Here is a 22393-nt window from a genome sequence, read left to right on the forward strand (position 1 = left end):
CATTGGTTCAGCGAGGCTCTGTAGGAGCAGCCTTGTGCTGCGAAGAGGCCGGTACAAGCCATAGACAGGCTTTGTCAGTACCGGCCTCTTCGCAGCACAAGGCTGCTCCTACAAAGGACGCTTCAAACGAGCGATATTTGTTTTCTGCCCTACAGCGCAGATCAAAAGGGCTGGGCAATCTCCCACAGGTACTGTCGATGTGGGAGCTGGCTTGCCGGCGATGGGGCCCTGACAGATTGAACTCAGCCGCGGGCCAGTTCCGCCAGATGGGCAATTGCCTCCTCGCTCTTGAGCACCAGCACATCCCCCTCCAGCGAATCCAGCACCACCTCCGCGGTATTACCAATCAACGCCCCGGAAATCCCCGTGCGGCACACCGTGCCGATCACCGTTACCACGGCATCGAGCTTCTTCTCGGTATGCGGAATCAGCACATCCGCCGGCCCTTCGGCCACATGCAAGCGGTCTTCGCTGATGTCGTACTCTGCCTGGAACGCCTTGCACGCCTCGCGGTAGCGCTTTTCGATGGTATCGCTCAGCTGGTACACCGGGTCCGACGCCGACAGCATCGGCGACGGATGGGCGCTGATGACGTGAAGCTCGCCTTTGGCCAGCCCGGCAATGGCATAGCCATGGTCGATGATGCTGGCATGCAGGCGGCGGTGGTCCTCGTCCTGGTTGCCCACGTCCACCGCGGCCAGGATCTTGCCGCCGGTCCACGGCCGCTCGCTCTTGACCATCAGCACGGCACACGGGCATTGGCGCAGCAGCTTCCAGTCGCTGGGGGTGAGCAGGGCCTTTTTCAGCGGGTTGTCCGGGCGGTGTTCCTTGATCACCAACTCGCAGCCCTCGGCCTGCTGCACGTAGATGATGGTGTCGTGCAGGTTGTCGCGCCAGGTCTCCTCATGGGTGACGCTGTCGTACCCGTCATCATGCAGCTGGCTGCTCAGCAGGCTCAGCAGCGCGCTGTGGTCATGCCTTTTGTCGCACATCAGCAGGTGCAGGCGGGCGCCGGTGACGCCGGCGATCAGCTTGGCCCGGGTCAGTGCCCGGCTGTGGGCGTGCTCGGGGTCGAGGACGACGAGGATGCTGCGGACGGCTTGCATGGGCGTTAACTCCCTTCAAAGGTGGCGACCAATGCCTGACTATAGTCGGCGCTTCCCCCGCTGGCGCTTGATGTACATCAAGCATAGTCACTGGCGCCGCCCGCCGCCGCCGGTATAATCGCCGGCCCTGCCAGTTCTTTGTGGTTGCACGCTCATGTCCCTGATCCCCGAAATCGACGCCTTTCTTGGTTGCCCGACACCAGACGCCTGGATCGAAGCGGCGCTCGCCGACCAGGAAACCCTGCTGATCGACCACAAGAACTGCGAATTCAAGGCTGCCAGCACCGCCCTGAGCCTGATCGCCAAGTACAACACCCACCTCGACCTGATCAACATGATGTCGCGCCTGGCCCGCGAGGAGCTGGTGCACCACGAGCAGGTGCTGCGCCTGATGAAGCGTCGTGGCGTGCCGCTGCGCCCGGTGTCGGCGGGGCGTTATGCGTCGGGGCTGCGGCGCCTGGTGCGCGCCCACGAGCCGGTCAAGCTGGTGGATACGCTGGTGGTGGGGGCGTTCATCGAGGCGCGCAGCTGCGAGCGCTTTGCCGCGTTGGTACCGCATCTGGACGAGGAACTGGGCCGCTTCTACCACGGCCTGCTGAAGAGCGAAGCGCGCCATTACCAAGGTTATCTGAAACTGGCGCACAACTATGGCGAAGAGGCAGACATTGCCCGCCGGGTGGACCTGGTGCGCGCAGCAGAGGTGGAGCTGATCCAGTCACCGGACCAGGAGCTGCGCTTTCACAGCGGTATACCGATGGCGCAGGCCGCCTGATTCGCACCAGGCAGCCCAGGGGTCAGTGACGGCGGCCCAGCAGCAGGCCGACCACCAGCCCGAGGCCAGCGGAAATGGCCACGGTCTGCCACGGGTGGCCACCGATATAGTCCTGGGTAGCGTCCATCACCGGTTGCGCCTTGCTGCGTACCTTGTCGGCGGCATTGCGCGCCTGACGTAGCTTGAGGCTTACCTGCGCGCGCAGGGTTTCCGCCTCGTCACCCACCAGGGCGGCGCTGTCGTTCAGCAGTTTTTCCGACTCTTCGATCAGCGCCTGCAGTTCGCTGAATACCTGGTCCTTGATCTGATCGCTGTCGGTCAGCGGGGCGTTTTTCCGGGCCATGAACTCGTCCTCGTCGATGGTGTGGCTTGAACAATGGATGCCGGCGCGTCGGGAAAGTTGCGGCGGCTTTGGGCTGTTGCAGTACCTGGGTGTAAGATAGCGGCCATTTTCAAACCTGCAGGTACCTTCATGAGTTTCAATCTGGCCAACATGAGCTTCGAGGAACGGGCGCAGATCGAGGCAGAGAAGGCCCGGCTGTTCGAGCTGTGGCAGAACAACCTGGGCAAGGCCAAGGGCGAAGCGGCACGGTTGATCGCCGAGAAACCACGGCGCAAAGGCAAATGGGCCGAGTGGGTGCGCGCCGAGCTGGATGGCATGTCGCCGCCCGAATACGCCAACATGGTGCGCAGCGAAGTCAACAAGCTGATGGCCGCAGCCAGCGCCAGCCGCTGATCACACCCCGCCAGGCGCCTACCAGTAGGCGCCCTTGGGCAGGTCCAGCTTGCCCTCGTCGGTAAAGCGCACGGTCCCCAGCAGCCCGCCGGCCAGCTTGCCGCGCAGCACATAGGGCAGGCCTTGCAGCGAGTCCACCTGGCCCAGCCCATAGGCCTGGCGCAGGAAGGAAAACGCCGTGATGCTCACCGGCACCACGATCACCGCTTCGCCATAACGGCCGATGTGCCCCTGCTGGTCGCTCACCCCGGCAGCCAGCGGCTGGCCGTTCACCTCCAGGTTCAGGGCGATGCCGTTGTAGTCGATCGGCGCCTCGTTGGGGTTTTGTACCCGCATCTTCACCGCCATGCGCAGTTCCAGCTCCTGCCCGGGCAGCGGCTCGATACCGATCACGCTGATATTGACCGGGTCGCGTGCCTGGAACAGCGCACAGGCCCCCAGGCCGCAGGCCAGCAGCAGGACCAGGAACAGGCGGGCGTAGCGGTGCAGACGGGCAGCCATGGGGTGCGACCTTGCCAGAGTGGGCGAATGGGCAGTGTGGCAAATACGCGTCGGCGTTGAAAGTCTCCGCCCAGATGAAAGATACTGTTTCTCATTAACGCCCGATAACTTCTCCTACTGGCCGTTCCCGAACCCATGCTGACCTCTCCCGCGCCGGGCCTGCTGGCAAGCTTCCAGGAGCACTACGACGACCTGCTTCAGTTCCTGACACGGCGCATGAGCGACCGTCAGCGCGCTGCCGATGTCGCGCAGGAAACCTACCTTAAGCTGGTGAACATCGACCAGCAGGCGGTGCCGGTGCTGCACGCGCGCAGTTTCATCTTCCGCGTGGCCGGCAACCTGGCGATCGATGCCTTGCGCCGCGAGCAGCGCATTGCCGCCAGCCACGACGACAGCGAGCGGGCAGGTGAGGTCGCCTGCCCGGCGCCGGCCCCGGAAGCGGCCTTGCTGGCCCGGGAGCGCTTGCAGATCCTCGACCAGGCGCTGCTGCAGCTGTCCGACAATGCCCGCCAGGCGCTGTTGCTCAACCGCGTCGACGGCCTGACCCAGGCGCAGATCGCGCAGCGCCTGGGGGTTTCCGAAAGCATGGTGGCGAAATACATCGGCCAGGCCCTGCGCCATTGCCGCAACTGGCTCAAACAGGCAGGGGTGGCTGCTGCACTGGTGTTGGCCGTTGGTGTGGCGGGTTGGCAGAAGGCGCCAATGCTGCTGGCGGATTACCACACCGGGGTAGGTGAGCGACAGGTGATTACTTTGGCAGATGGCACGCGGGTGACGCTGAACAGTGCCACAGCCCTGAGCGTGGTGTTCAGCGACCGTGAGCGGCGGGTGGTGCTGGAATCTGGTGAGGCCTTGTTCGAGACCGCCGATGATTCACGGCCCTTTGTGGTCGACACGGCCGGTGAGCGGGTGCAGGGGAGTGCGGCCACCTTCAGCGTGCGTCGTGATGGCCGCGTGGTATTGGCCCATGGCGAAGCCAAGGTTGGCGAGCATGAACTGGCAGTAGCGGCCGATGCCGGTACGCAGATGGCCTGGCAGCGCGGCAAGCTGATCTTCAACGGCAAGCCGCTGGGGCAGGTGCTGGCGGAGCTCGAGCGTTACCGGCATGGGCGGATCGTGTTGTCCGATAGCAAGCTGGCGGCGATGCAGGTCAGCGGGGTGTTCGACCTCGATGAGCCGGAGGCCCTGTTGCGGACCCTTGAGCAGCGTTATGGGCTGAAGGTGACCTACCTGCCGTGGTTGGCCGTGGTTCATTGATTCGCCTGTGCCGGCCTCTTCGCAGCACAAGGCTGCTCCTACAGCGAACTGCGATCCCTGTAGGAGCAGCCTTGTGCTGCGAAGAGGCCGGCACAGAAATAAAAATATTTTCCATTTGGCACTGCAAGTTCCTGCAAGCCAGATCGTCGTAGTGGGACTGATCAGCAACCAATTCTCATTTACGACTTGTCAGGAAGCTCATTCGTGCCTCTGATGCTCAAGCCCTTGCACCGCCGCCGCGGTCCGCTTCACCATGCCCTGATGTCCTGCAGTGCCCTGGCCATGCTGGTCGGCCCGCTGCAGGCGTTTGCCTCGACCGCCACCGAACAGGCCCAGACTCAGGCCCGCCAGGTCCAGCTCGACCTGCCGGCCCAGCCGCTGGACCACGCCCTGACCACGTTCGCCGACCAGGCCGGCCTGCACCTGCTGTACACCACCGGCGACGTCGCCGGCCAATCCAGCCCGGCCTTGCAGGGCAGCTACAGCATCGAGCAGGCCCTGCAGCAGTTGCTGTCCGGCAGCGGCATGAGCTGGCACTTCAGCGATGCCCGCACGGTGACCCTGCGCAAGGCCGACGCTGCGCCGCAGGCGGTCAATCTCAAGCCGATCGAGGTCAGCGTGGCCTCGCGCACCAGCACTGCGATCAGTGAAATCCCCGGCACCGTGTGGGTGGTCGACCAGCAGCAGTTGCGCGAGCAGATCGACAGCGGCGTCAGTTTGAAGGAAGCCATCGGCAAGCTGGTGCCAGGCCTCGACCTGGCGCCGGAAGGCCGTACCAACTACGGCCAGAACATGCGCGGGCGCAATGTGCTGGTGATGATCGACGGGGTCAGCCAGAACAGCTCGCGCGGCCTGTCACGCCAGTTCGACAGCATTTCGCCGTTCAACGTCGAGCGCGTCGAAGTGCTGTCTGGCGCCAGTGCCATCTACGGTGGTGGCGCCACCGGCGGCATCATCAACATCGTGACCAAGAAGGGCGAACCCGGCCCGGCGCGTTTCGAGACCCAGCTCGGTGCCAGCAGCGGCTTCAACAACAGCGACGACCTGGCCACCCGCTTCGCCCAGTCGATCAGTGGCGGCAACGAACGGTTCAACGCCCGCCTGGGGGTTTCCGGCGAGCAGAACGAAGCCTTCTACGACGGCGCCGGCGACCAGATCTTCATCGACAACACCCAGACCGACCTGCAATACAACCGCACCATCGACGTGCTCGGCACCTTGGGGATGCAACTGAACGACCAGCAGAGCCTCGACCTGCTGGCCCAGTACTATGACTCGGGCAACCACGGCAGCACCGGCATTTACTTCCCTAACCTGAACTACAACGCCCCGTCCGACCTGGAAGACGCCGAGCTGCGCAGTGGCTACTCGTCGGACCTGGAGCCGCGCACCCGGCGCCTGCTGCTGAACGCCAACTACCACCACACCGACGTGCTGGGGCAGGACTTCTACCTGCAGGCCTCGTACCGCAAGGAAGACGACAACTTCTACCCGTTCCCGTACTACAACCGCGCCACGCCCACCGGCTCGCGCGGGGTGTACTTCGCCGCCTCGCAGCAGAACTTCGAAGTCACCAGCCTCAAGGGCCTGTTCGCCAAGCAGTGGGACGCGCTGAAGCTGACCTACGGCGTCGACCTGGACCGCGAGCGCTTCAACGCCGAGCAGACCACCTTCAACGCCCAGACGTCGTCCGAGTCGGGTGGCCTGGAGCTGGAAAAGGAAAGCAAGGCCGCACGCTACCCCAGCTACCGGGTCGATGGCGTGTCGGTGTACGCGCAGCTGGACTGGCATGCCACCGAGAACCTTACCTTGTCCGGCGGCGCCCGGCGCCAGCAGATGGATGTGGACGTCAGCGACTTCAAGGGTGTGCCGGGTGGCAGCAACGATTACCAGGTCAACCTGTTCAACGTCGGTGCCATCTACGACTTCAAGAATGGCCACCAGGTATGGACCAACTACGGCGAAGGCTTCGACCTGCCCGACCCGGCCAAGTACTACGGCAAGCCCGGTCTGAGCGTGGCCGACAACCCGCTGGCCGGCATCAAGAGCCGCCAGGTGGAACTGGGCTGGCGCTATGCCGACCTGGACTGGGATGCCCAGGCGGCGCTGTACTACATCTGGTCGGACAAGATCATCAACGTCGACTCGCAGACGCTGACCATCAATGTGGAAGACCAGAAAAGCCGCGACTTTGGTTTTGAGGGCGCGCTGACCCGGCACTTCCAGACCGGCTGGGAAACCGGTGGCACCCTGCACCTGACCCGCTCCGAGGAGGAGGATGTCGATGGCGGCTGGATCAAGCGCGATGCCCGCTATGCCTCGTTGTCCAAGGCTACCGCGTTCGTCGGCTGGAAGGGCGATGGCCGCAGTGCGCGGCTACAGGCCAACCATGCCTTCAGCCTGAAGGACGATGCCGACCACGAGATCGACGGCTACACCACCTTCGACCTGCTGGGCAGCCAGGATACCGGCTTCGGCACCTTCAGCGCCGGCATCCAGAACCTGCTGGACAAGCAATACAGCACGGTCTGGGGGCAGCGTGCGACGCTGTTCTACTCGCCGACCTACGGGCCGGCTTACCTGTATGACTACCAGGGGCGCGGGCGTACCTACACGCTGACCTGGAGCATGGCTTACTGATTGATGTTGTCTGACCTGGCCTCTTCGCGGGCTTGCCCGCTCCCACAGGTACGGCGCCGCCCTCAGGCATTGTGAGGCCCCTGTGGGAGCGGGCAAGCCCGCGAAGAGGCCAGGTCAGGCAAACGACACCAGCAAATCCTGCGCAAACGCCTGCTGTGCCTCGCCAACCGCCTGCGCCCGGTGCCTGGCCAGGGTAAACGGCACCACAAAGTCCAGCCCAGGGTCCAGCGCCCACAACATCCCCTGAGTCTCCCACCCCTGCGCGCAATGGCATGGCAGATAGCCAATATGCCGCCCCGACAGAATGAACGTCAGCACGCTCTCGATCTGCTCCGCCACCGCCATGCTGCGCTGGCTCTGGAACGGCTCACCGCCCTTGAGAAACCGGTACGGATGGCGCACCTGGTCCATCGCCAGCAACCGCTCCCGGCCAACACCAGCCTCACCGAACAGCACATGGCCCTTGCCGCAATACAGCCGTTGCCGCTCCTGGAACAGCGGCTGGTAGTCGAAGGCTGCCTGGTTGCCGGAAAAGTAGCTGATGGCGTAATCCAGCCGCTGCTCCAGCAACAAGCGCTCCAGCTCTGCCGGTGGCGCACTGATCAGTTCCAGCTGCACCGCCTCCTCGCGCCTGCGAAACGCCGCAATGGCCGCCGCCAGCTTCAGGCTCACCGCCTTGTCCTGGTTCTCCGCCATGCCTATGCGCACGGTCCCCAGCAGCCGCCCGGCAACGCCATTGGCCTGCTGGCGAAACTGTTCGATGTTCAGCAATAGCCCACGGGCGGCGTCCAGCAACAACGCGCCCTTTTCCGTCAGGTGAAAGCCACCTTTGCCGCGGCTGCACAGGCGGTAGCCCAGCCGCGCTTCCAGCTGCGCCATGCGCTGGCTGATGGTGGGCTGGCTCAGGCCCAGCACGCCTTGCGCGGCGCTGAAGCCACCGGCCTCGACTACAGTGACGAACAGCCGCAGCAGATGCAGGTCGGGGTCGTGCACTTGTCCGAGCATTACATTGCTCCTGATGAATGTCAGCTTTGCAAACTTGCCATTCCTGCAATGTAACCCGGCTGGCATGCTCGCGGCATCCACCCATTTGCCGAGGTGTTCGCCATGCGTCGATCGTTGTGCCTGCTGTCCCTGGTCCTGGCCTTGCCGCTGCAGGCCGAAGAAAAGGTCGTCAACCTCTACAGCTGGGCCGACTATGTCGCCCCGCAAACCCTCCAGCGCTTCGAGCGGGAAACCGGCTACAAGGTGCGCTATGACACCTTCGACACCACCGAAGTGCTGGAAACCAAGCTGCTGACCGGTGGTAGCGGCTACGACGTGGTGGTGCCGTCGTCAACCGTACTGGCCCGGGCGCTCAAGGCAAATGCCCTGCAGCCGTTCGATCCCCAGGCCATGCCCGGCTATGCCAACCTCGACAAGGACCTGCTGGCCAAGCTCGCAGAGGCCGACCCCGGCAACCGCCATGCCGTGCCCTACACCTGGGGCACCCTGGGCCTGGGGGTGAATGTGGAAGCGGTGCGCCAGCGCCTGGGTGATGTACCGCTGGACAGCCTCGACCTGCTGTTCAAGCCCGAGTACGCCAGCCGGCTGAAGGACTGCGGCATCGCCATGCCCGACTCGCCCCAGGAGGTGATCGGCGTGGCCCTGAACTACCTGGGCAAGGACCCTTACAGCCAGGACAAGGACGACCTGGCCGCCGCGCAGAACCTGCTGAGCCAGCTGCAGCCGTCGATCAGCTACGTCGCCAATGGCCGGCAGATCAGCGACCTGGCCAACGGTAGCGTGTGCCTGGCGCTGACCTACAACGGCGATGCGGCGATGGCCGCCGACCAGGCGCGTCGCGCAGGCAAACCGTTCGAGCTGATCTACCGCATCCCCCGCGAAGGCACGCTGGTGTGGCAGGACAACCTGGTCATTCCCAAGGACGCCCCGCACCCCGAGGCCGCGCGGGCGTTCATCGCCTTCATGCTCAAGCCCGAGTCGGTCGCCGCGCTGACCAATACGCTGTTCTTCGCCAACGCCAACCAGGCGGCCACGCCGCTGGTGGACGAAGCAGTGCGCAACGACCCGGACATCTACCCGTCGGCCGCGGTGCGCCAGCGCCTGTATGCCGACCGCAGCATGGCCCTGGCCGACCTGCGCCAGCGCAACCGCCTGTGGACCGCGTTCCGCAGCCGCCAGTAACCGATAACGACAAAGGAGCTCGACCGTGGAGCAAGCCGTAAACAACGACCAGGCCATGACCCGCGACAGCCTGTATGGCACCGCTGCGGAAAGTACCTACGCCGGTATTACCAGTTTCTCTCGCCGCCGCTACAGCCGCGACCTGCGTGGTGTCGATGTGGTGGTCAGTGGTGTGCCGTTCGATACTGCCACCAGCAACCGCCCCGGTGCGCGCTTCGGCCCGCGGGCGATCCGCGCCGCCTCGGTGCAGCAGGCCTGGGCCCGGCACTGGCCATGGGCGTTCGACCCGTTCGACCACCTGGCGGTGATCGACTATGGCGATTGCGCCTTCGACAGCGGCACCCCGCAGTCGGTACCGGACAGCATCGAGGCCCATGCCACGCATATTCTGGAAGCAGGCTGCGCCATGCTCACCTTGGGTGGCGACCACTTCATCAGCTACCCGCTGCTCAAGGCCCATGCCCGTCGCCATGGCCCGCTGGCGCTGATCCACTTCGATGCGCACAGCGACACCTGGCCGGACGAGGAAGGCAAGCGCATCGACCACGGCACCATGTTCTGGCATGCCGCCCGCGAAGGCCTGGTGGACCCGGCCAGCTCGGTGCAGATCGGCCTGCGCACCACCAATGACGACAGCCAGGGCTTTGCCATCCTCGACGCCCGCCAGGTGCACCGGCAGGGCACCGAGGCGGTGATCGCGGCGATTCGCCAGCGGGTGGGCGAGCGGCCGGTTTACCTGACCTTCGATATCGACTGCCTCGACCCGGCGTATGCGCCCGGTACCGGCACGCCGGTGTGCGGTGGGCTGAGCACGGTGCAGGCGCTGGAGATCCTTGGCGGGCTGCGCGGCATCAACCTGGTGGGCATGGACCTGGTGGAGGTGGCGCCAGCCTATGACCATGCCGACATCACCGCGCTGGCCGGGGCGACCCTGGCGATGGAAATGCTGTGCCTGTATGCGGCGCGGCACAAGGTGGACAAGGGCCAGTAATTCGGCGTCCGTAGGGGCGGTGTGGGAGCGGCCTTGTGTCGCGAAAGGGCTGCGCAGCAGCCCCCAAGGCCCATACTGAAACATCAGGAATCATCTCCACCCGCATTCACACTTTTGCCGCGAACCCTTCGCGCCTTAGGCTATCAAACCCACCAGGCGCGGCATTTTCGTACAGGAGGTGAAGCATGACCCCGACCTTGCCCATCCTGGCCCTCGGCCTGGTGCTGTGCCTGCCCGCGCAAGCGGCCCCCGAGCCGCCCTTGCAACTCGCCGCCGGCAACAACAACCCCTACAACAGCCCGATCCAGCGCGCCAACCCCAACAGCCGACAGGGCAGCATGCCGGCCACGCCTCCCGTGCGCGGCCCGTCCACCGACCCGTACCAGCGCACGCCCACCCTGGACAACCGCGGCATCGGCAATGGCGACAACCTGCGCCGCCAGCAACAAACCCCGAACCTGGAGCCCAGCCGACCACCCCGCGACAACCCGCGCGCGCCATGAGCGCCCTACGAAAGGAATCCTGCATGCTTCGAGCACCCTGGCTTGTAACCCTGACCGCCGCCGCAGTCCTGCCCCTTTTGGCGCAGGCGGCGGCCGAACAGCAGTTTCGCAGTGAAGAAGGCACCTTGACCGTCAGCACCCTGGCCGACGGCCTGCGCAATCCCTGGGCCCTGGCGTTCCTGCCGGGCGGCAAGGACATGCTGGTCACCGAGCGTGCCGGCAACTTGCGGGTGGTCAATGCCGAAGGCAAGGTCGGCCCGCCGATCAGCGGTGTGCCCAAGGTCTGGGCCGAGGGCCAGGGCGGCTTGCTGGATGTGGTGCTGTCGCCGGAGTTCGCCAAGGACCGCACCGTCTACCTGTCCTACGCCGAAGAGGGCAGTGACGGCAAGGCCGGTACGGCGGTCGGCCGTGGCCAGTTGTCCCAGGACCGCGCCCGGCTGGAAAACTTCAACGTCATCTTCCGCCAGCAGCCCAAACTGTCGGAGGGCAACCACTTTGGCTCGCGTCTGGTGTTCGACCGCGACGGCTACCTGTTCATCGCCCTCGGTGAAAACAACCAGCGCCCGACTGCCCAGGACCTGGACAAGCTGCAAGGCAAGATCGTGCGTATCTTGCCGGACGGCGAAGTGCCCAGGGACAACCCCTTCGTCGGCAAGGACAATGTGCGGCCGGAGATCTGGTCGTTCGGCCACCGCAATCAGCAAGGCGCCGCACTCAACCCCTGGACCGGCAAGCTGTGGACCCACGAGCATGGCCCGCGCGGCGGCGACGAGATCAACATTCCCGAACCCGGCAAGAACTATGGCTGGCCGATTGCGACCCACGGCATCAACTACTCGCTGCTGCCGATCCCCGAGGCCAAGGGCAAGCATGTACAGGGTATGGTCGACCCGCACCATGTATGGGAGAAGTCGCCGGGTATCAGCGGCATGGCGTTCTACGACAGCCCTAGGTTCAAGGCCTGGGACCACAATCTGTTCATTGGCGCGCTGGCCACCCAGGAGCTGATCCGCCTGCAACTGGATGGCGACAAGGTGGTGCATGAAGAGCGTTTGCTGGGTGAGCTGAAGGCGCGTATCCGCGATGTGCGGGTGGGGCCGGATGGCTACCTGTATGTGCTGACCGATGACAAGGACGGCGCGCTGCTGAAAGTTGGATTGGGAGATAGCTGAGCCAAAGTCATTTGCACCGGCCTCATCGCCGGCAAGCCAGCTCCCACCTCGACCGCATTGGCCCCAAGCCATGCGCTATCCCTGTGGGAGCTGGCTTGCCGGCGATGAGGCCGGTGCAGATAATGCCGCATGGCTATCGATCCCCATTCCCTCTACCAGCAGGCCCTGACCACCCAGGGCTATGTCGCCGACCCCGCCCAGGCCCGCGCCGTCGAAGCCTTGCAGGCCTGTTTCCAGGCCGTCGAACAGGGCCGCCCCACCCAGGGTATCTACCTCTGGGGCCCGGTCGGCCGGGGCAAGACCTGGCTGATGGACCAGTTCCACCGCTGCCTGCGGGTACCCAGCCGGCGCCAGCACTTCCATCACTTCATGGCCTGGGTCCACCAGCGCCTGTTCCAGCTAAACGGCACCGCCGACCCGCTGCTGGCGCTGGCCGGGGAACTGGCCGGGCAGATTCGCGTGCTGTGCTTCGACGAGCTGTTCGTCAACGACATCGGTGACGCGATCATCCTCGGCCGCCTGTTCCAGGTACTGTTCGACCAAGGCGTGGTGATTGTCGCCACCTCTAACCAGCCACCCGAGCAGCTGTACCGCGACGGTTTCAACCGCGAGCGGTTCCTGCCGGCCATCGCCGCCATCCAGCGGCACATGCAGGTGCTGCCGGTAGCCGGCGAGCAGGACCACCGCCTGCACCCCGGCGCCGAGCGCCAGCGTTACTGGGTGGCGCAAGCGGGGCAGGCCAGCCAGCTGGGCGAGGTGTTCCGCCAGCTCAGCCCCGGCGACGAAGGCCACGATCAGCCCTTGGCGATCGGCTCCCGGCAGGTGCAGGTGGTGCGGCGCAGCGCGCAGGCCATCTGGTGCCGTTTCACCGACCTGTGCGAACAGCCGCTGGCGGCCATGGAGTTCATGGCCCTGTGCGACCGGTTCCCGGCCATCCTGGTGTCGGGCATTCCGGCGCTGGGGGGGGAACAGCGGGCCGGGCGTATTGCCCGGGGCACCGAGGATGCTGCGGCGCGGGTGGCAGCGGGCGACCGCGAGCTGCCGGCGCTGTCGCCCAAGGACGACGCGGTGCGCCGCTTCATAGCCCTGGTCGACGAATGCTACGACCGCCGGGTGGCGTTGTACCTGGAGGCACAGGTGCCGCTGGATGCCCTCTACACTCAAGGGTATCTGGCGTTCCCGTACCAACGGACCCTGAGCCGGCTACGGGAGATGCAACTGCAACGCTTCGCCTGAAAAGGAGCCGAACCATGGAGCCGCTGTCGCATCATCTGCTGACCCAGGCCTACAACAATGGCTGGGCCAACCACCGTCTGTACAAGGCCTGCCTGCAACTGACCCAGGACGAATTCGTCGCCCCCCGCTGCAGTTTTTTCCCGTCGATCAAGGCCACCCTCAACCACCTGCTGACGGTGGACTGGTTCTACCTGCACATGCTCGAGTGCGAGCAGCGTGGCGAGCAGCCCGACGCCGACGGCGAGCGCTTCTTCGACCCCGAACAGCCGTTTGCCACCTGCACCGACCTGCACGCCGAACAGGCCCAGGCCGATCACCGGCTGATCGCCTATTGCCGGGGCCTGCGCGATGGTGAGCTGGCGCGCTATGTGAGCATCGTGCGCCCCGAGCGGGTACAGCGCGAGCAACGGCTGCGGTTGTTGGCGCACCTGTTCGAGCACCAGATACATCATCGTGGGCAGGTGCATGCGATGCTCAGTGATACGGCAGTGAGGCCGCCGCAGCTGGATGAGTTTTTCTGCGAGGAGGAGGCGGTGTTGCGGGCGGCGGATTTTGCCGAGCTGGGCTGGACCGAGGAGCAGGTCTGGAAGATGTGACGGGCCAAAGGGGCTGCTGCGCAGCCCATCGCCGGCAAGCCAGCTCCCACCTCGACCGCGCTACGCTCAAGAGCTGGGCAGCTTCCACAGGTGTTGAACAAAGCTTGAGGTTGATGCGGTCAAGGTGGGAGCTGGCTTGCCGGCGATGGGCCGCAAAGCGGCCCCCAAATTAGATCTAGCGCCCTAACCACTCGACCAGCGTACGGTTGAACCGCACCGGCTCCTCGATCTGCGGCGCATGCCCCATGCCTTCAAAGGTAATCAGCTCACCCTTGGGGATCAGCTTGGCCACCTGCGGCCCCAGCACTGCATACTTGCCCAGCTTCGCTTTCACCTCCGGCGGCGCGATATCACTGCCGATGGCCGTGGTGTCCTGGTCACCGATCAGCAGCAGGGTGGGCATCTGCAGGTCCTTGAACTCGTGGTACACCGGCTGGGTGAAGATCATGTCGTAGATCAGCGCCGAGTTCCACGCCACTGCTTCATGCCCCGGCCCCTTGTTCAGGCCCACCAGCATCTGCACCCAGCGCTCGTACTCCGGCTTCCAGCGCCCGGCGTAGTAGGTCTTGCGCTCATACTCGCGCACGCCGTTGGCATCCAGCTTGAGCTCGCGCGCATACCACTGGTCCACCGTGCGGTAGGGCACGCCCAGGGCTTTCCAGTCTTCCAGCCCGATGGGGTTGACCATCGCCAGGCGCTCCACCTGCTGCGGGTACATCAACGCATAGCGGGTGGCGAGCATGCCGCCGGTGGAGTGGCCGAGCACGATGCTTTGCTTCACCCCCAGCTGTTCGAGCAGGGCATGGGTATTGCTCGCCAGTTGCTGGAAGCTGTACTGGTAATACGCCGGCTTGCTGGAGCTGCAGAAGCCGACCTGATCGGGGGCGATGACCCGGTAGCCAGCCTTGCTCAAAGCATCGATGGTGGTTTCCCAGGTGGCGGCGCAGAAGTTCTTGCCATGCATCAGCACCACGCTGTGACCGTTGGCCTGGCCCTGGGCGGGCACGTCCATGTAGCCCATCTGCAGGGCCTGACCCTGGGACTTGAAGTCGAAATGCTTGAGCGGATGCGGGTAGCTGAAGCCTTCCAACTGAGGACCGTAGGTGGGCGATTCGGCGGCGATGGCCGAACTGCCGGCGAGGCAGGCCAGGGCCAGGGCGGTTGCGCGCAGCATGGGGGCACTCCGTGTAGGGCCATGTAGGAAGGGGCGACTGTAGCAGTCAGTGGACCACGCGGAACGTGAAAGGTGTTACCAGGCGTGAAACCAGCCCAGGGTAATCATCGCCAGCACCCCATAGCGGCCGGCCTTGGCCAGGGTCACCAGCAGCAGGAAGCGCCAGAACGGCTCACGCATGATGCCGGCGATCAGTGTAAGCGGGTCGCCGATCACAGGCATCCAGCTGAGCAGCAGCGACCATTGCCCCCAGCGCTGGTAGCGCTGTTGCGCACGCTCCAGTTGAGCAGGGTTGAACGGGAACCAGTGCTTGTCACGCAGGTGCTCGATGGCCCGCCCCAGCACCCAGTTGACCACCGAGCCCAGCACATTGCCCAGGGTCGCCACCAGCAGCAGGGTGGCCCAGGCCTCGGGCTGGCGCAGCAAAAGGCCGACCAGCACGGCCTCCGATTGCAGCGGTAGCAGGGTGGCGGCGCCGAAGGCGCTGAGGAACAGCGCCCACAGGCTGAGCATCAGTAGTTGGCGACCACGGTGTCCTTGCCGTCCTGGGTCACGCCGATGACCTGGTAGGCATCCTTGTGGTCACCCATTTCCATGCCGGGCGAGCCCATGGGCATGCCCGGCACGGCCAGGCCCTTGAGGTCGTTGCGCTTGGCCAGCAGGCGCACCTGCTCGGCCGGAACATGGCCTTCGACGAACTTGCCGTCGATCACCCCGGTATGGCACGACGCCAGGCGTGGCGCCACGCCCAGGCGTTGCTTCACCTCGCTCATGTTCGGCTCGACATGGTCGTTGACGGTGAAGCCGTTGTCGCGCAGGTGGCTGATCCAGGCCTTGCAGCAGCCACAGTTGGGGTCGCGGTAGACGTCGATGGTCTCGGCAGCCTGGGCCAGGCCGGTGATGGCCAGCAGGCCCAGGGGCAGCAGGTGTTTACGCAGCATCATGAAACACTCCTTCAAAAACGTGGGCGGATACCGGCGACCAGGCCTGTGGCTTGCTCGCGCCCGGTGTCGTTGCGGCCCCAGGGGCGGTCCGGTATCCAGCGGTTGGCCAGCAGCATAGCGCAAGCGGCCTTCAGGCGCAGCGCGGCCTGTTGCCCTTCACCAGCGTTGCCAGGCAGCCAGTCTACCTGCCAGGTACTGGTTCCGGATGCCGGCCTGTCATCACGCTGGCTAACGTGCGGCACACCTATCTGAGAGCCTGCTTGATCATGACCCTACCACTGGACTGCCTGTTGTACTCCAAGACCAATCTGATCGGCATCGGACCAAACCTGTCCGAAGAGGAACGCCTGGACGTGCAAACGTTGCTGGACCATGCCGATGAGTTCGCAAGCCGCTTTCTCGACCGGGACGAACTATGGAAAAGCTGGTTCGACCGCTTCCGCAATCGCCTGGAGAAACATGGCTGCGTAAGGACGGCCGCCCTGGAGTTACCGCCCCAGGTCATCAGGGACCATGACGATTTCGATATCAGGCTCGAGCCCATCGGCACAGGCAGCACACCGACGCTGTTGGCCCAACTGGCGCGCGCATCCATGCAGGAACTGCGAATCAGTGCACACGCCAGCAAGTTCCTGCAGTCGGGTTGGCAGAACGACGTCGCCTCATCCTTTCTGATCACACCCTGCCAGAAGGACGAGGAGGGCCAGATCCATCTGGCGGTCTACTCGTTTCGCTTCAATGGCACCGTGGAGATGCGCGACTTCGGATTCTGGAGCGAGACCCAGCGTGACATCGTCGTGTGGAACACCGGCACTGTTTATCGTTTTGACGTGGAACGTTTTGCCGGTTTCCGTCAGCAGATTCGTAAAGAGTTGGGCGACCGACGGCTTGGTGCCGTTACCAGGATCGAGCTCTAGCCACCTTGCTCAAGCTGGCAGGTCACGCATCAGCAGGCCATATGCCAACGGCACCTGCTCGGGAACAGGAAGGTAGATGGTGTGGCCATCGCCTGGGGCGACCTGAAGCGGTTGCTGCTGGCCGTTGCTCATGTGCTCGAGATCGAAGTGGTAGTTGCCGCGCGGGGTCATCAGTTCCAGGTGGTCGCCCACGGCGAAGCGATTCTTCACCTTGACCTCGGCCAGGCCGTCGACGCGTGCCCCGGTCAGCTCGCCAACGAACTGCTGGCGCTCGGACACCGAGTTACCGCGCTGGTAGTTCTGGTATTCGTCGTGCACATGGCGGCGCAAGAAGCCTTCGGTGTAACCGCGTTGGGCCAAGGATTCGAGGTTGTCCATCAGCGAGCGGTCGAATGGTCGCCCGGCCACCGCATCGTCGATCGCCTGGCGGTACGACTGCACGGCGCGGGCGCAGTAGAAGTGCGATTTGGTACGGCCTTCGATCTTCAGCGAGTGCACGCCCATGGCGGCCAGGCGCCCGACGTGCTGGATGGCGCGCAGGTCCTTGGCATTCATGATGTAGGTGCCGTGCTCGTCTTCGAACGCCGGCATTTCGGTGCCGGGGCGGTTGCTTTCCTGCAGCAGGAATACCTGCTCGGTCGGTGCACCCAGGCCCAGGGTCGGCTGCACTTCGCGCACGATGTCGCCGGTGGCGTTCTCGGTGGCAGGTGTGGCGTCGTATTTCCAGCGGCAGGCGTTGGTGCAGGTGCCCTGGTTGGCATCGCGCTTGTTGAGGTAGCCCGACAGCAGGCAACGGCCGGAGTAGGCCATGCACAGGGCACCGTGGACAAACACCTCCAGCTCCATGCCCGGCACCTGCTGGCGGATTTCCTCGATCTCTTCGAGCGACAGTTCGCGCGACAGGATTACCCGGCTCAGGCCCAGTTGCTGCCAGAATTGCACGCTGGCCCAGTTGACCGTGTTGGCCTGCACCGACAGGTGCACCGGCATCTGCGGAAAATGCTGGCGTACCAGCATTATCAGGCCTGGGTCGGACATGATCAGCGCGTCCGGTGCCATCTCGATCACCGGCGCCAGGTCCTTGAGGAAGGTCTTGAGCTTGGCATTGTGCGGGGCAATGTTGACCACCACGTAGAAGCGTTTGCCCAAGGCATGCGCCTCCTGGATGCCCAGGGCCAGGTTGGCATGGTCGAACTCGTTGTTGCGCACCCGCAAGCTGTAGCGTGGCTGGCCGGCGTAGACCGCGTCGGCGCCATAGGCGAAGGCGTAGCGCATGGTCTTGAGGGTGCCGGCGGGGGCCAGCAGTTCGGGCTTGGCGATAGGGTTCATGTGCGCACCGGAGCAAAAGGCGCGGATGCTAGGGCTGGCAGATACGGCGCGTATTGATTTGCATCAAGGAAATGGCGGCACTTTTGCCAAGGCGCGGTGCACTAATAACGCATAAGCCATGCGAGGACCCGCGATGAACCAGACCGCCCTGCAGAACAAAGCCCTGGCAGTACTGCTGGCGCTGGTGACCATTGCCTTCATCTGGATCCTGCTGCCGTACTACGGTGCGATCTTCTGGGCGGTGATACTCGGCATCCTGTTCGCCCCGCTGCAGCGCCACCTGCTGCTGCGTTTCGGCCGAAGGCGCAACCTGGCTGCGGCGGCCACCTTGCTGGTGTGCCTGCTGGTGGCGATCCTGCCGGTGATCATCACCAGCGCGTTGCTGGTGCAGGAGGGAGCCGCCCTGTACCAGCGCATCGAGCACGGGGAGCTGGATATTGCCGGTTATGTCGAGCGCGGCAAGGACATGCTTCCGGCGTTTGCCCAGCAGGGCCTGGACAGCATGGGCATGGGCAACCTCGACGGGCTACGCGACAAGATCAGCAAGTGGGCCACCCAGGGCAGCCAGGTGTTGGCCAGCCAGGCGTTCAACTTTGGGCAGGGCACGTTCGAGTTCGTGATCAGCTTCGGCATCATGATGTACCTGTTGTTCTTCTTCCTGCGCGAAGGCGCGGAGGTCGCCCGCCAGGTGCGTCTGGCAGTGCCGTTGCCCGAACACCAGAAACGCCGTTTGCAACTGAAGTTCAACCGTGTGGTGCGGGCGACGGTAAAAGGCAACGTGCTGGTGGCCATTACCCAGGGGGCGCTGGGCGGTTTCATTTTCTGGGTGCTGGATATCCCGAGTGCGCTGGTATGGGCGGTGCTGATGGCGTTTCTGTCGCTGTTGCCGGCGGTGGGGGCGGGGATCGTGTGGGCACCGGTGGCGGCGTATTTCCTGCTGACCGGTGCGATTTTGTCGGGGGTGATACTGACCGCGTTCGGTGTGCTGGTGATCGGTCTGGTGGACAACTTGTTGCGGCCGATCCTGGTGGGCAAGGACACGCGCATGCCGGACTACCTGATTTTGGTGTCGACGCTGGGCGGGCTGGCGGTGTTCGGGCTCAACGGCTTCGTGATCGGGCCGTTGATCGCGGCGCTGTTCGTGTCGAGCTGGGCGATCTTCGCGGCAACCAAACCCCGGGTGCAGTTGCCGGAGTAGGGGCGGGCCTTGCTGGGGCTGCTTTGCAGCCCATCGCCGGCAAGCCAGCTCCCACAAGTACAGCGTTGTTCTCAAGATTGTCGCTGGACCTGTGGGAGCTGGCTTGCCGGCGATGGGCCGCAACGCGGCCCCCATGGCCGGGTCAGGATGTTTGCGGCATCTCACCCTTGGCCAGGCGCCGGTTGATGTCGGCGATCACTTCGGGCAGTTCGTTGATGGTGTCGATCAGGTAGTGCGGGCGGGAGCCGGCGAACAGGGCGTGGATGCGCTGGCGCTCGCTTTCCAGCTTCTCGGCGCTCAGCGCGCGGTAGCCTTCCCAGGTCAGCCCCAGGGCATTGCCCGAGCACACCAGGGCCACGGTCCACATGCCGGCACGGCGGCCTTCGAGAATGCCCGGCACGGTATCGTCGACCTTCACGCACGCCGCCACGTCGTCGATACCCAGCGCGATCACGTTGGCCAGGGCCTGGGCCGGCCATGGGCGGCCGTTCGGGGTTTCGTCGGTGGCCACCACATGGTCGGCCACGTAGCCGTTCTGCGCGGCCAGCTCCACCACCTTGTCCATCACCACCTTCGGGTAGCCCGAGCAAGAGCCGATCTTCAGGCCGTCCTGGCGCAGCCCGGTGAGAGTGTCCAGGGCGCCGGGGATCAGCGCCGAGTGCACGGCGATCTTCTCGATCTGCAGCGGCATGAAGCGGTTGTAGATGGCGGTGACATCATCGTCGGTCGGGGTACGGCCGAACACCTTGCGGTAGCGCTCGGCAATTTCCGGCACATCGCACAGGGTGCGGATGTGGTCCCACTTGCCCATGCCCATCGGGCCACGGGCTTCTTCGATGGACACCTGCACATCGAATTCGGCAAAGGCTTCGACAAAGATCTGGGTCGGGGCGAAGGAGCCGAAGTCGACCACGGTGCCGGCCCAGTCGAGGATGGCGGCTTGCAGCTGGGTAGGGTTGCTGTAGTTCATGTGCGCTTGTTCCTGAAATTGGGTGGGCAAAGGGTCAGATGTCCAGCACTTCCATTTCCCGCAGCACCTCGGCCACGGCATTCACGGCGGCCTGCATGCCATCCGCTCCGACCACGCCGATGCAGCCGACACGGAAGGTTTCCACCTGGGTCAACTTGCCCGGGTAGAGGATGAAGCCCTTGGCCTTGATCCGCTCGTAGAAGTCCTTGAACTGGTAGCGGGGATCGTTCGGTGCGTGGAAGGTGACGATGATCGGCGCCTGGATCTCGGCGGGCAGGAAGCTGCGCAGGCCGATGGCGGCCATGCCGTCGAGCAAGGTCTTGCAGTTGTCGGCATAGCGCCGGTGGCGTGCCGGCAGGCCTCCCTCCTCGTTGTATTGCTGCAGCGCTTCGTGCAGGGCAGCGACCACGTGGGTCGGCGGGGTGAAGCGCCATTGGCCGGTCTTGGCCATGTAGGTGTGCTGGTCGTGCAGGTCCATGGCCAGCGAGTGGGCGTTGCCTTCGGCAGCGGCCAGGGCGGTTTTCTCGGCAAACACGAAGCCCATGCCAGGTACCCCTTCCAGGCATTTGCCGGAGGCGGCGATCAGCGCCTCGAAGGGGATGGCGCGGGCATCGATCGGCAGTGCGCCGAACGAGCTCATGGCGTCGATGATCAGGCGCTTGCCGTGGCCTTTGACCACTTGGGCGATCTCGGGCAGCGGGTTGAGGATGCCGGTGCTGGTTTCGCAGTGGATCAGCGCGACATGGGTGATGGCCGGGTCGGCGGCCAGCAGGCGGTCGACGTCGGCGGCGGTGGTCGGCTGGTCTTCGGCGGTTTCGAAGGTGCTGTAGGCACGGCCCAGCACTTTGCAGATCTTCGCCAGGCGCTGGCCATAGGCGCCATTGATCAGCACCAGGACCTTGCCGTCACGCGGCACCAGGGTGCCGATGGCCGCTTCCACGGCGAAGGTGCCGCTGCCTTGCAGGGGCACGCAGTGGTGGCTGGCGCTGCCATCGATGATGGCCAGCAGTTGCTCGCAGACACTGGCAGTCAGTTGGTTGAAGTCGCGGTCCCAGGAGCCCCAGTCCACCAGCATGGCTTGGCGGGTGCGGATTGATGTGGTCAGGGGACCGGGGGTCAGCAGAATCGGGGCGTTGCTCATTCCGTTATTCCTCACAAGCGGTGGGCTGAAACTACGGGGCCTAGGTTGCAATTGGCGCTGTCATCAATCAAATTGTTTGTTGTTATCCGAGCTATAAGTAAGGCCGATAAATATGAACCTGTTCCAGTTGCGTGCCTTCGATGCCGTGGCCCGTGAGGGCAGCTTCACCCGTGCCGCCGCACGCCTGTTCATCAGCCAGCCGGCAGTGACCGGGCACGTGAAGGCGCTGGAGGAGCACTACCAGATCACCTTGCTGCGGCGTACCGCGCGGCGGGTTGAGTTGACCGAAGAGGGCACCCGCCTGGCAGCCATCACCCGCGCCATGTTCGGGCTGGCCGAAGAGGCGCAGGCCATGCTCGAGGCTAATCGCCAATTGCTGACCGGGCGCCTGGAGGTGGCGGCCGATGGCCCGCACCGGGTCATGCCGATGCTGGCGCTGCTGCGCGAGCGCTACCCGGGCATTACCGTCAACCTGCGCTTGGGCAATGCCCAGGAAACTTTGGCGGCATTGCTCAGCGAACATGCCGACGTGGCCGTGCTGACCGAGATCGAGCCGCGCAAAGGCCTGCATTTGCAGAACCTGTGCGAGTCGCGGTTGTGCGCCTTGCTGCCGGCGGGGCATGCCTGGGCCAGCGGCGAAGGTGATTTGCCGCTGGCCGAGCTGCACCAGCAGATCATGGTGTTGCGCGAGCCCAGCTCCACCACCCGGCGCACCTTCGACAAGGCCTGCAGCAAGGCCGCCGTGCAACCTCGGGTGCTGCTGGAGCTGGATAGCCGCGAGGCGGTGACCGAAGCGGTGGCCTCGGAGCTGGGCATTGGCGTGGTGTCGTCCACCGAAGTCGCCAATGACCCGCGGGTAGTGGCGCGCCCGCTGGCCGGTGACGGCCTGGTCAACCAGCACCTGATCGGCTGCCTGGAGCGCCGCCGTGAGCTGCGCCTGATCCAGGCGTTCCTCGGCCTGGCGGCAGGGCTGTGATGGCTGTTTTCAACGGGGCGGCCTAAGATGGCCGGCATTGAGCCGAC

The 22393-nt window shown here is 64.7% G+C and carries 24 protein-coding genes; 13 read left to right on the forward strand and 11 right to left on the reverse strand.

What is annotated here, in order from left to right; translation table 11 throughout:
• Positions 1-242 precede the first annotated feature (242 nt).
• A complete protein-coding gene (locus tag GEV38_RS09790; protein WP_054573652.1) occupies positions 243-1106 on the reverse strand; it encodes a universal stress protein in 864 nt (287 codons plus the stop codon).
• Positions 1107-1260: 154 nt separating this feature from the next.
• Here GEV38_RS09790 and GEV38_RS09795 point away from each other — a divergent pair, with 154 nt between their 5' ends.
• Positions 1261-1878, forward strand: a complete 618-nt coding sequence (locus GEV38_RS09795) for a tRNA-(ms[2]io[6]A)-hydroxylase (protein ID WP_013971805.1) — start codon at positions 1261-1263, stop codon at positions 1876-1878.
• 22 nt (positions 1879-1900) lie between these two features.
• On the opposite strand, the gene GEV38_RS09800 is transcribed toward GEV38_RS09795, so the two are convergent.
• Entirely contained in the window at positions 1901-2221 is a 321-nt protein-coding gene (locus GEV38_RS09800) for a YqjD family protein (protein ID WP_003256286.1), read from the reverse strand.
• 129 nt (positions 2222-2350) lie between these two features.
• Here GEV38_RS09800 and GEV38_RS09805 point away from each other — a divergent pair, with 129 nt between their 5' ends.
• On the forward strand, positions 2351-2614 hold the full coding sequence (locus tag GEV38_RS09805; protein ID WP_003256287.1) for a hypothetical protein: 264 nt from the start codon (positions 2351-2353) through the stop codon (positions 2612-2614).
• Between the two features lie 18 nt (positions 2615-2632).
• Here the strand turns inward: GEV38_RS09805 and GEV38_RS09810 are convergent, their stop codons facing one another.
• Complete coding sequence (locus GEV38_RS09810) at positions 2633-3115, reverse strand: LEA type 2 family protein (RefSeq protein ID WP_013971807.1); 483 nt, start codon at positions 3113-3115, stop codon at positions 2633-2635.
• 135 nt (positions 3116-3250) lie between these two features.
• Between GEV38_RS09810 and GEV38_RS09815 the strand changes: the two genes are divergently transcribed.
• Positions 3251-4372 carry a sigma-70 family RNA polymerase sigma factor gene (locus GEV38_RS09815; protein WP_013971808.1) on the forward strand — a complete coding sequence of 374 codons (1122 nt, stop codon included), beginning with the start codon at positions 3251-3253 and terminating at the stop codon, positions 4370-4372.
• 213 nt (positions 4373-4585) lie between these two features.
• Positions 4586-7012, forward strand: a complete 2427-nt coding sequence (locus tag GEV38_RS09820) for a TonB-dependent receptor (protein WP_054573653.1) — start codon at positions 4586-4588, stop codon at positions 7010-7012.
• 114 nt (positions 7013-7126) lie between these two features.
• On the opposite strand, the gene GEV38_RS09825 is transcribed toward GEV38_RS09820, so the two are convergent.
• Positions 7127-8017, reverse strand: coding sequence for a LysR family transcriptional regulator (locus GEV38_RS09825; protein WP_054573654.1), 891 nt, complete (start codon positions 8015-8017; stop codon positions 7127-7129).
• A gap of 102 nt (positions 8018-8119) precedes the next feature.
• Here GEV38_RS09825 and GEV38_RS09830 point away from each other — a divergent pair, with 102 nt between their 5' ends.
• From GEV38_RS09830 to GEV38_RS09855, 6 genes are all read left to right on the forward strand, one after another.
• Complete coding sequence (locus GEV38_RS09830; RefSeq protein ID WP_015269635.1) at positions 8120-9199, forward strand: extracellular solute-binding protein; 1080 nt, start codon at positions 8120-8122, stop codon at positions 9197-9199.
• 25 nt (positions 9200-9224) lie between these two features.
• Positions 9225-10190, forward strand: a complete 966-nt coding sequence (gene speB / locus GEV38_RS09835) for an agmatinase (RefSeq protein ID WP_015269636.1) — start codon at positions 9225-9227, stop codon at positions 10188-10190.
• A 185-nt stretch (positions 10191-10375) separates the two neighbouring features.
• Positions 10376-10693: a hypothetical protein gene (locus tag GEV38_RS09840; protein WP_003256290.1), complete on the forward strand. Its 318-nt coding sequence runs from the start codon at positions 10376-10378 to the stop codon at positions 10691-10693.
• A gap of 23 nt (positions 10694-10716) precedes the next feature.
• Positions 10717-11865, forward strand: a complete 1149-nt coding sequence (locus GEV38_RS09845; protein ID WP_054573655.1) for a PQQ-dependent sugar dehydrogenase — start codon at positions 10717-10719, stop codon at positions 11863-11865.
• 129 nt (positions 11866-11994) lie between these two features.
• Positions 11995-13101, forward strand: a complete 1107-nt coding sequence (gene zapE, locus GEV38_RS09850; protein ID WP_054573656.1) for a cell division protein ZapE — start codon at positions 11995-11997, stop codon at positions 13099-13101.
• A gap of 14 nt (positions 13102-13115) precedes the next feature.
• The gene (locus GEV38_RS09855; protein WP_015269639.1) at positions 13116-13697 is read left to right on the forward strand and encodes a DinB family protein; all 582 of its coding nucleotides are present in this window, start codon (positions 13116-13118) and stop codon (positions 13695-13697) included.
• A gap of 175 nt (positions 13698-13872) precedes the next feature.
• Here the strand turns inward: GEV38_RS09855 and GEV38_RS09860 are convergent, their stop codons facing one another.
• From GEV38_RS09860 to GEV38_RS09875, 4 genes are all read right to left on the reverse strand, one after another.
• The gene (locus tag GEV38_RS09860; RefSeq protein WP_015269640.1) at positions 13873-14871 is read right to left on the reverse strand and encodes an alpha/beta fold hydrolase; all 999 of its coding nucleotides are present in this window, start codon (positions 14869-14871) and stop codon (positions 13873-13875) included.
• Positions 14872-14946: 75 nt separating this feature from the next.
• Positions 14947-15384 carry a YqaA family protein gene (locus GEV38_RS09865; RefSeq protein WP_054573657.1) on the reverse strand — a complete coding sequence of 146 codons (438 nt, stop codon included), beginning with the start codon at positions 15382-15384 and terminating at the stop codon, positions 14947-14949.
• Positions 15384-15812, reverse strand: a complete 429-nt coding sequence (locus GEV38_RS09870; RefSeq protein WP_015269641.1) for a DUF411 domain-containing protein — start codon at positions 15810-15812, stop codon at positions 15384-15386. The genes GEV38_RS09865 and GEV38_RS09870 overlap by 1 nt, the downstream gene beginning before the upstream one ends.
• A gap of 14 nt (positions 15813-15826) precedes the next feature.
• Positions 15827-16057, reverse strand: a complete 231-nt coding sequence (locus GEV38_RS09875; RefSeq protein ID WP_054573658.1) for a hypothetical protein — start codon at positions 16055-16057, stop codon at positions 15827-15829.
• A gap of 24 nt (positions 16058-16081) precedes the next feature.
• Between GEV38_RS09875 and GEV38_RS09880 the strand changes: the two genes are divergently transcribed.
• Positions 16082-16732 (forward strand): hypothetical protein, encoded by a 651-nt coding sequence (locus GEV38_RS09880; protein ID WP_054573661.1) that lies wholly within the window; start codon positions 16082-16084, stop codon positions 16730-16732.
• A gap of 9 nt (positions 16733-16741) precedes the next feature.
• Here the strand turns inward: GEV38_RS09880 and yegQ are convergent, their stop codons facing one another.
• Positions 16742-18061: a tRNA 5-hydroxyuridine modification protein YegQ gene (gene yegQ, locus GEV38_RS09885; RefSeq protein WP_015269644.1), complete on the reverse strand. Its 1320-nt coding sequence runs from the start codon at positions 18059-18061 to the stop codon at positions 16742-16744.
• A gap of 133 nt (positions 18062-18194) precedes the next feature.
• Here yegQ and GEV38_RS09890 point away from each other — a divergent pair, with 133 nt between their 5' ends.
• The gene (locus GEV38_RS09890; protein WP_013971823.1) at positions 18195-19259 is read left to right on the forward strand and encodes an AI-2E family transporter; all 1065 of its coding nucleotides are present in this window, start codon (positions 18195-18197) and stop codon (positions 19257-19259) included.
• A gap of 142 nt (positions 19260-19401) precedes the next feature.
• Here GEV38_RS09890 and phnX read toward each other — a convergent pair whose 3' ends face one another.
• Positions 19402-20229, reverse strand: coding sequence for a phosphonoacetaldehyde hydrolase (gene phnX, locus GEV38_RS09895; RefSeq protein WP_015269646.1), 828 nt, complete (start codon positions 20227-20229; stop codon positions 19402-19404).
• Positions 20230-20263: 34 nt separating this feature from the next.
• Positions 20264-21370 (reverse strand): 2-aminoethylphosphonate--pyruvate transaminase, encoded by a 1107-nt coding sequence (locus GEV38_RS09900; RefSeq protein ID WP_054573659.1) that lies wholly within the window; start codon positions 21368-21370, stop codon positions 20264-20266.
• Between the two features lie 112 nt (positions 21371-21482).
• Here GEV38_RS09900 and GEV38_RS09905 point away from each other — a divergent pair, with 112 nt between their 5' ends.
• Positions 21483-22346: a LysR substrate-binding domain-containing protein gene (locus GEV38_RS09905; RefSeq protein WP_015269648.1), complete on the forward strand. Its 864-nt coding sequence runs from the start codon at positions 21483-21485 to the stop codon at positions 22344-22346.
• Positions 22347-22393 lie beyond the last annotated feature (47 nt).

The organism is Pseudomonas sp. 13159349 (genome assembly GCF_013305685.1).
In the GTDB taxonomy this organism is placed as follows: Bacteria; Pseudomonadota; Gammaproteobacteria; order Pseudomonadales; family Pseudomonadaceae; genus Aquipseudomonas; species Aquipseudomonas asiatica.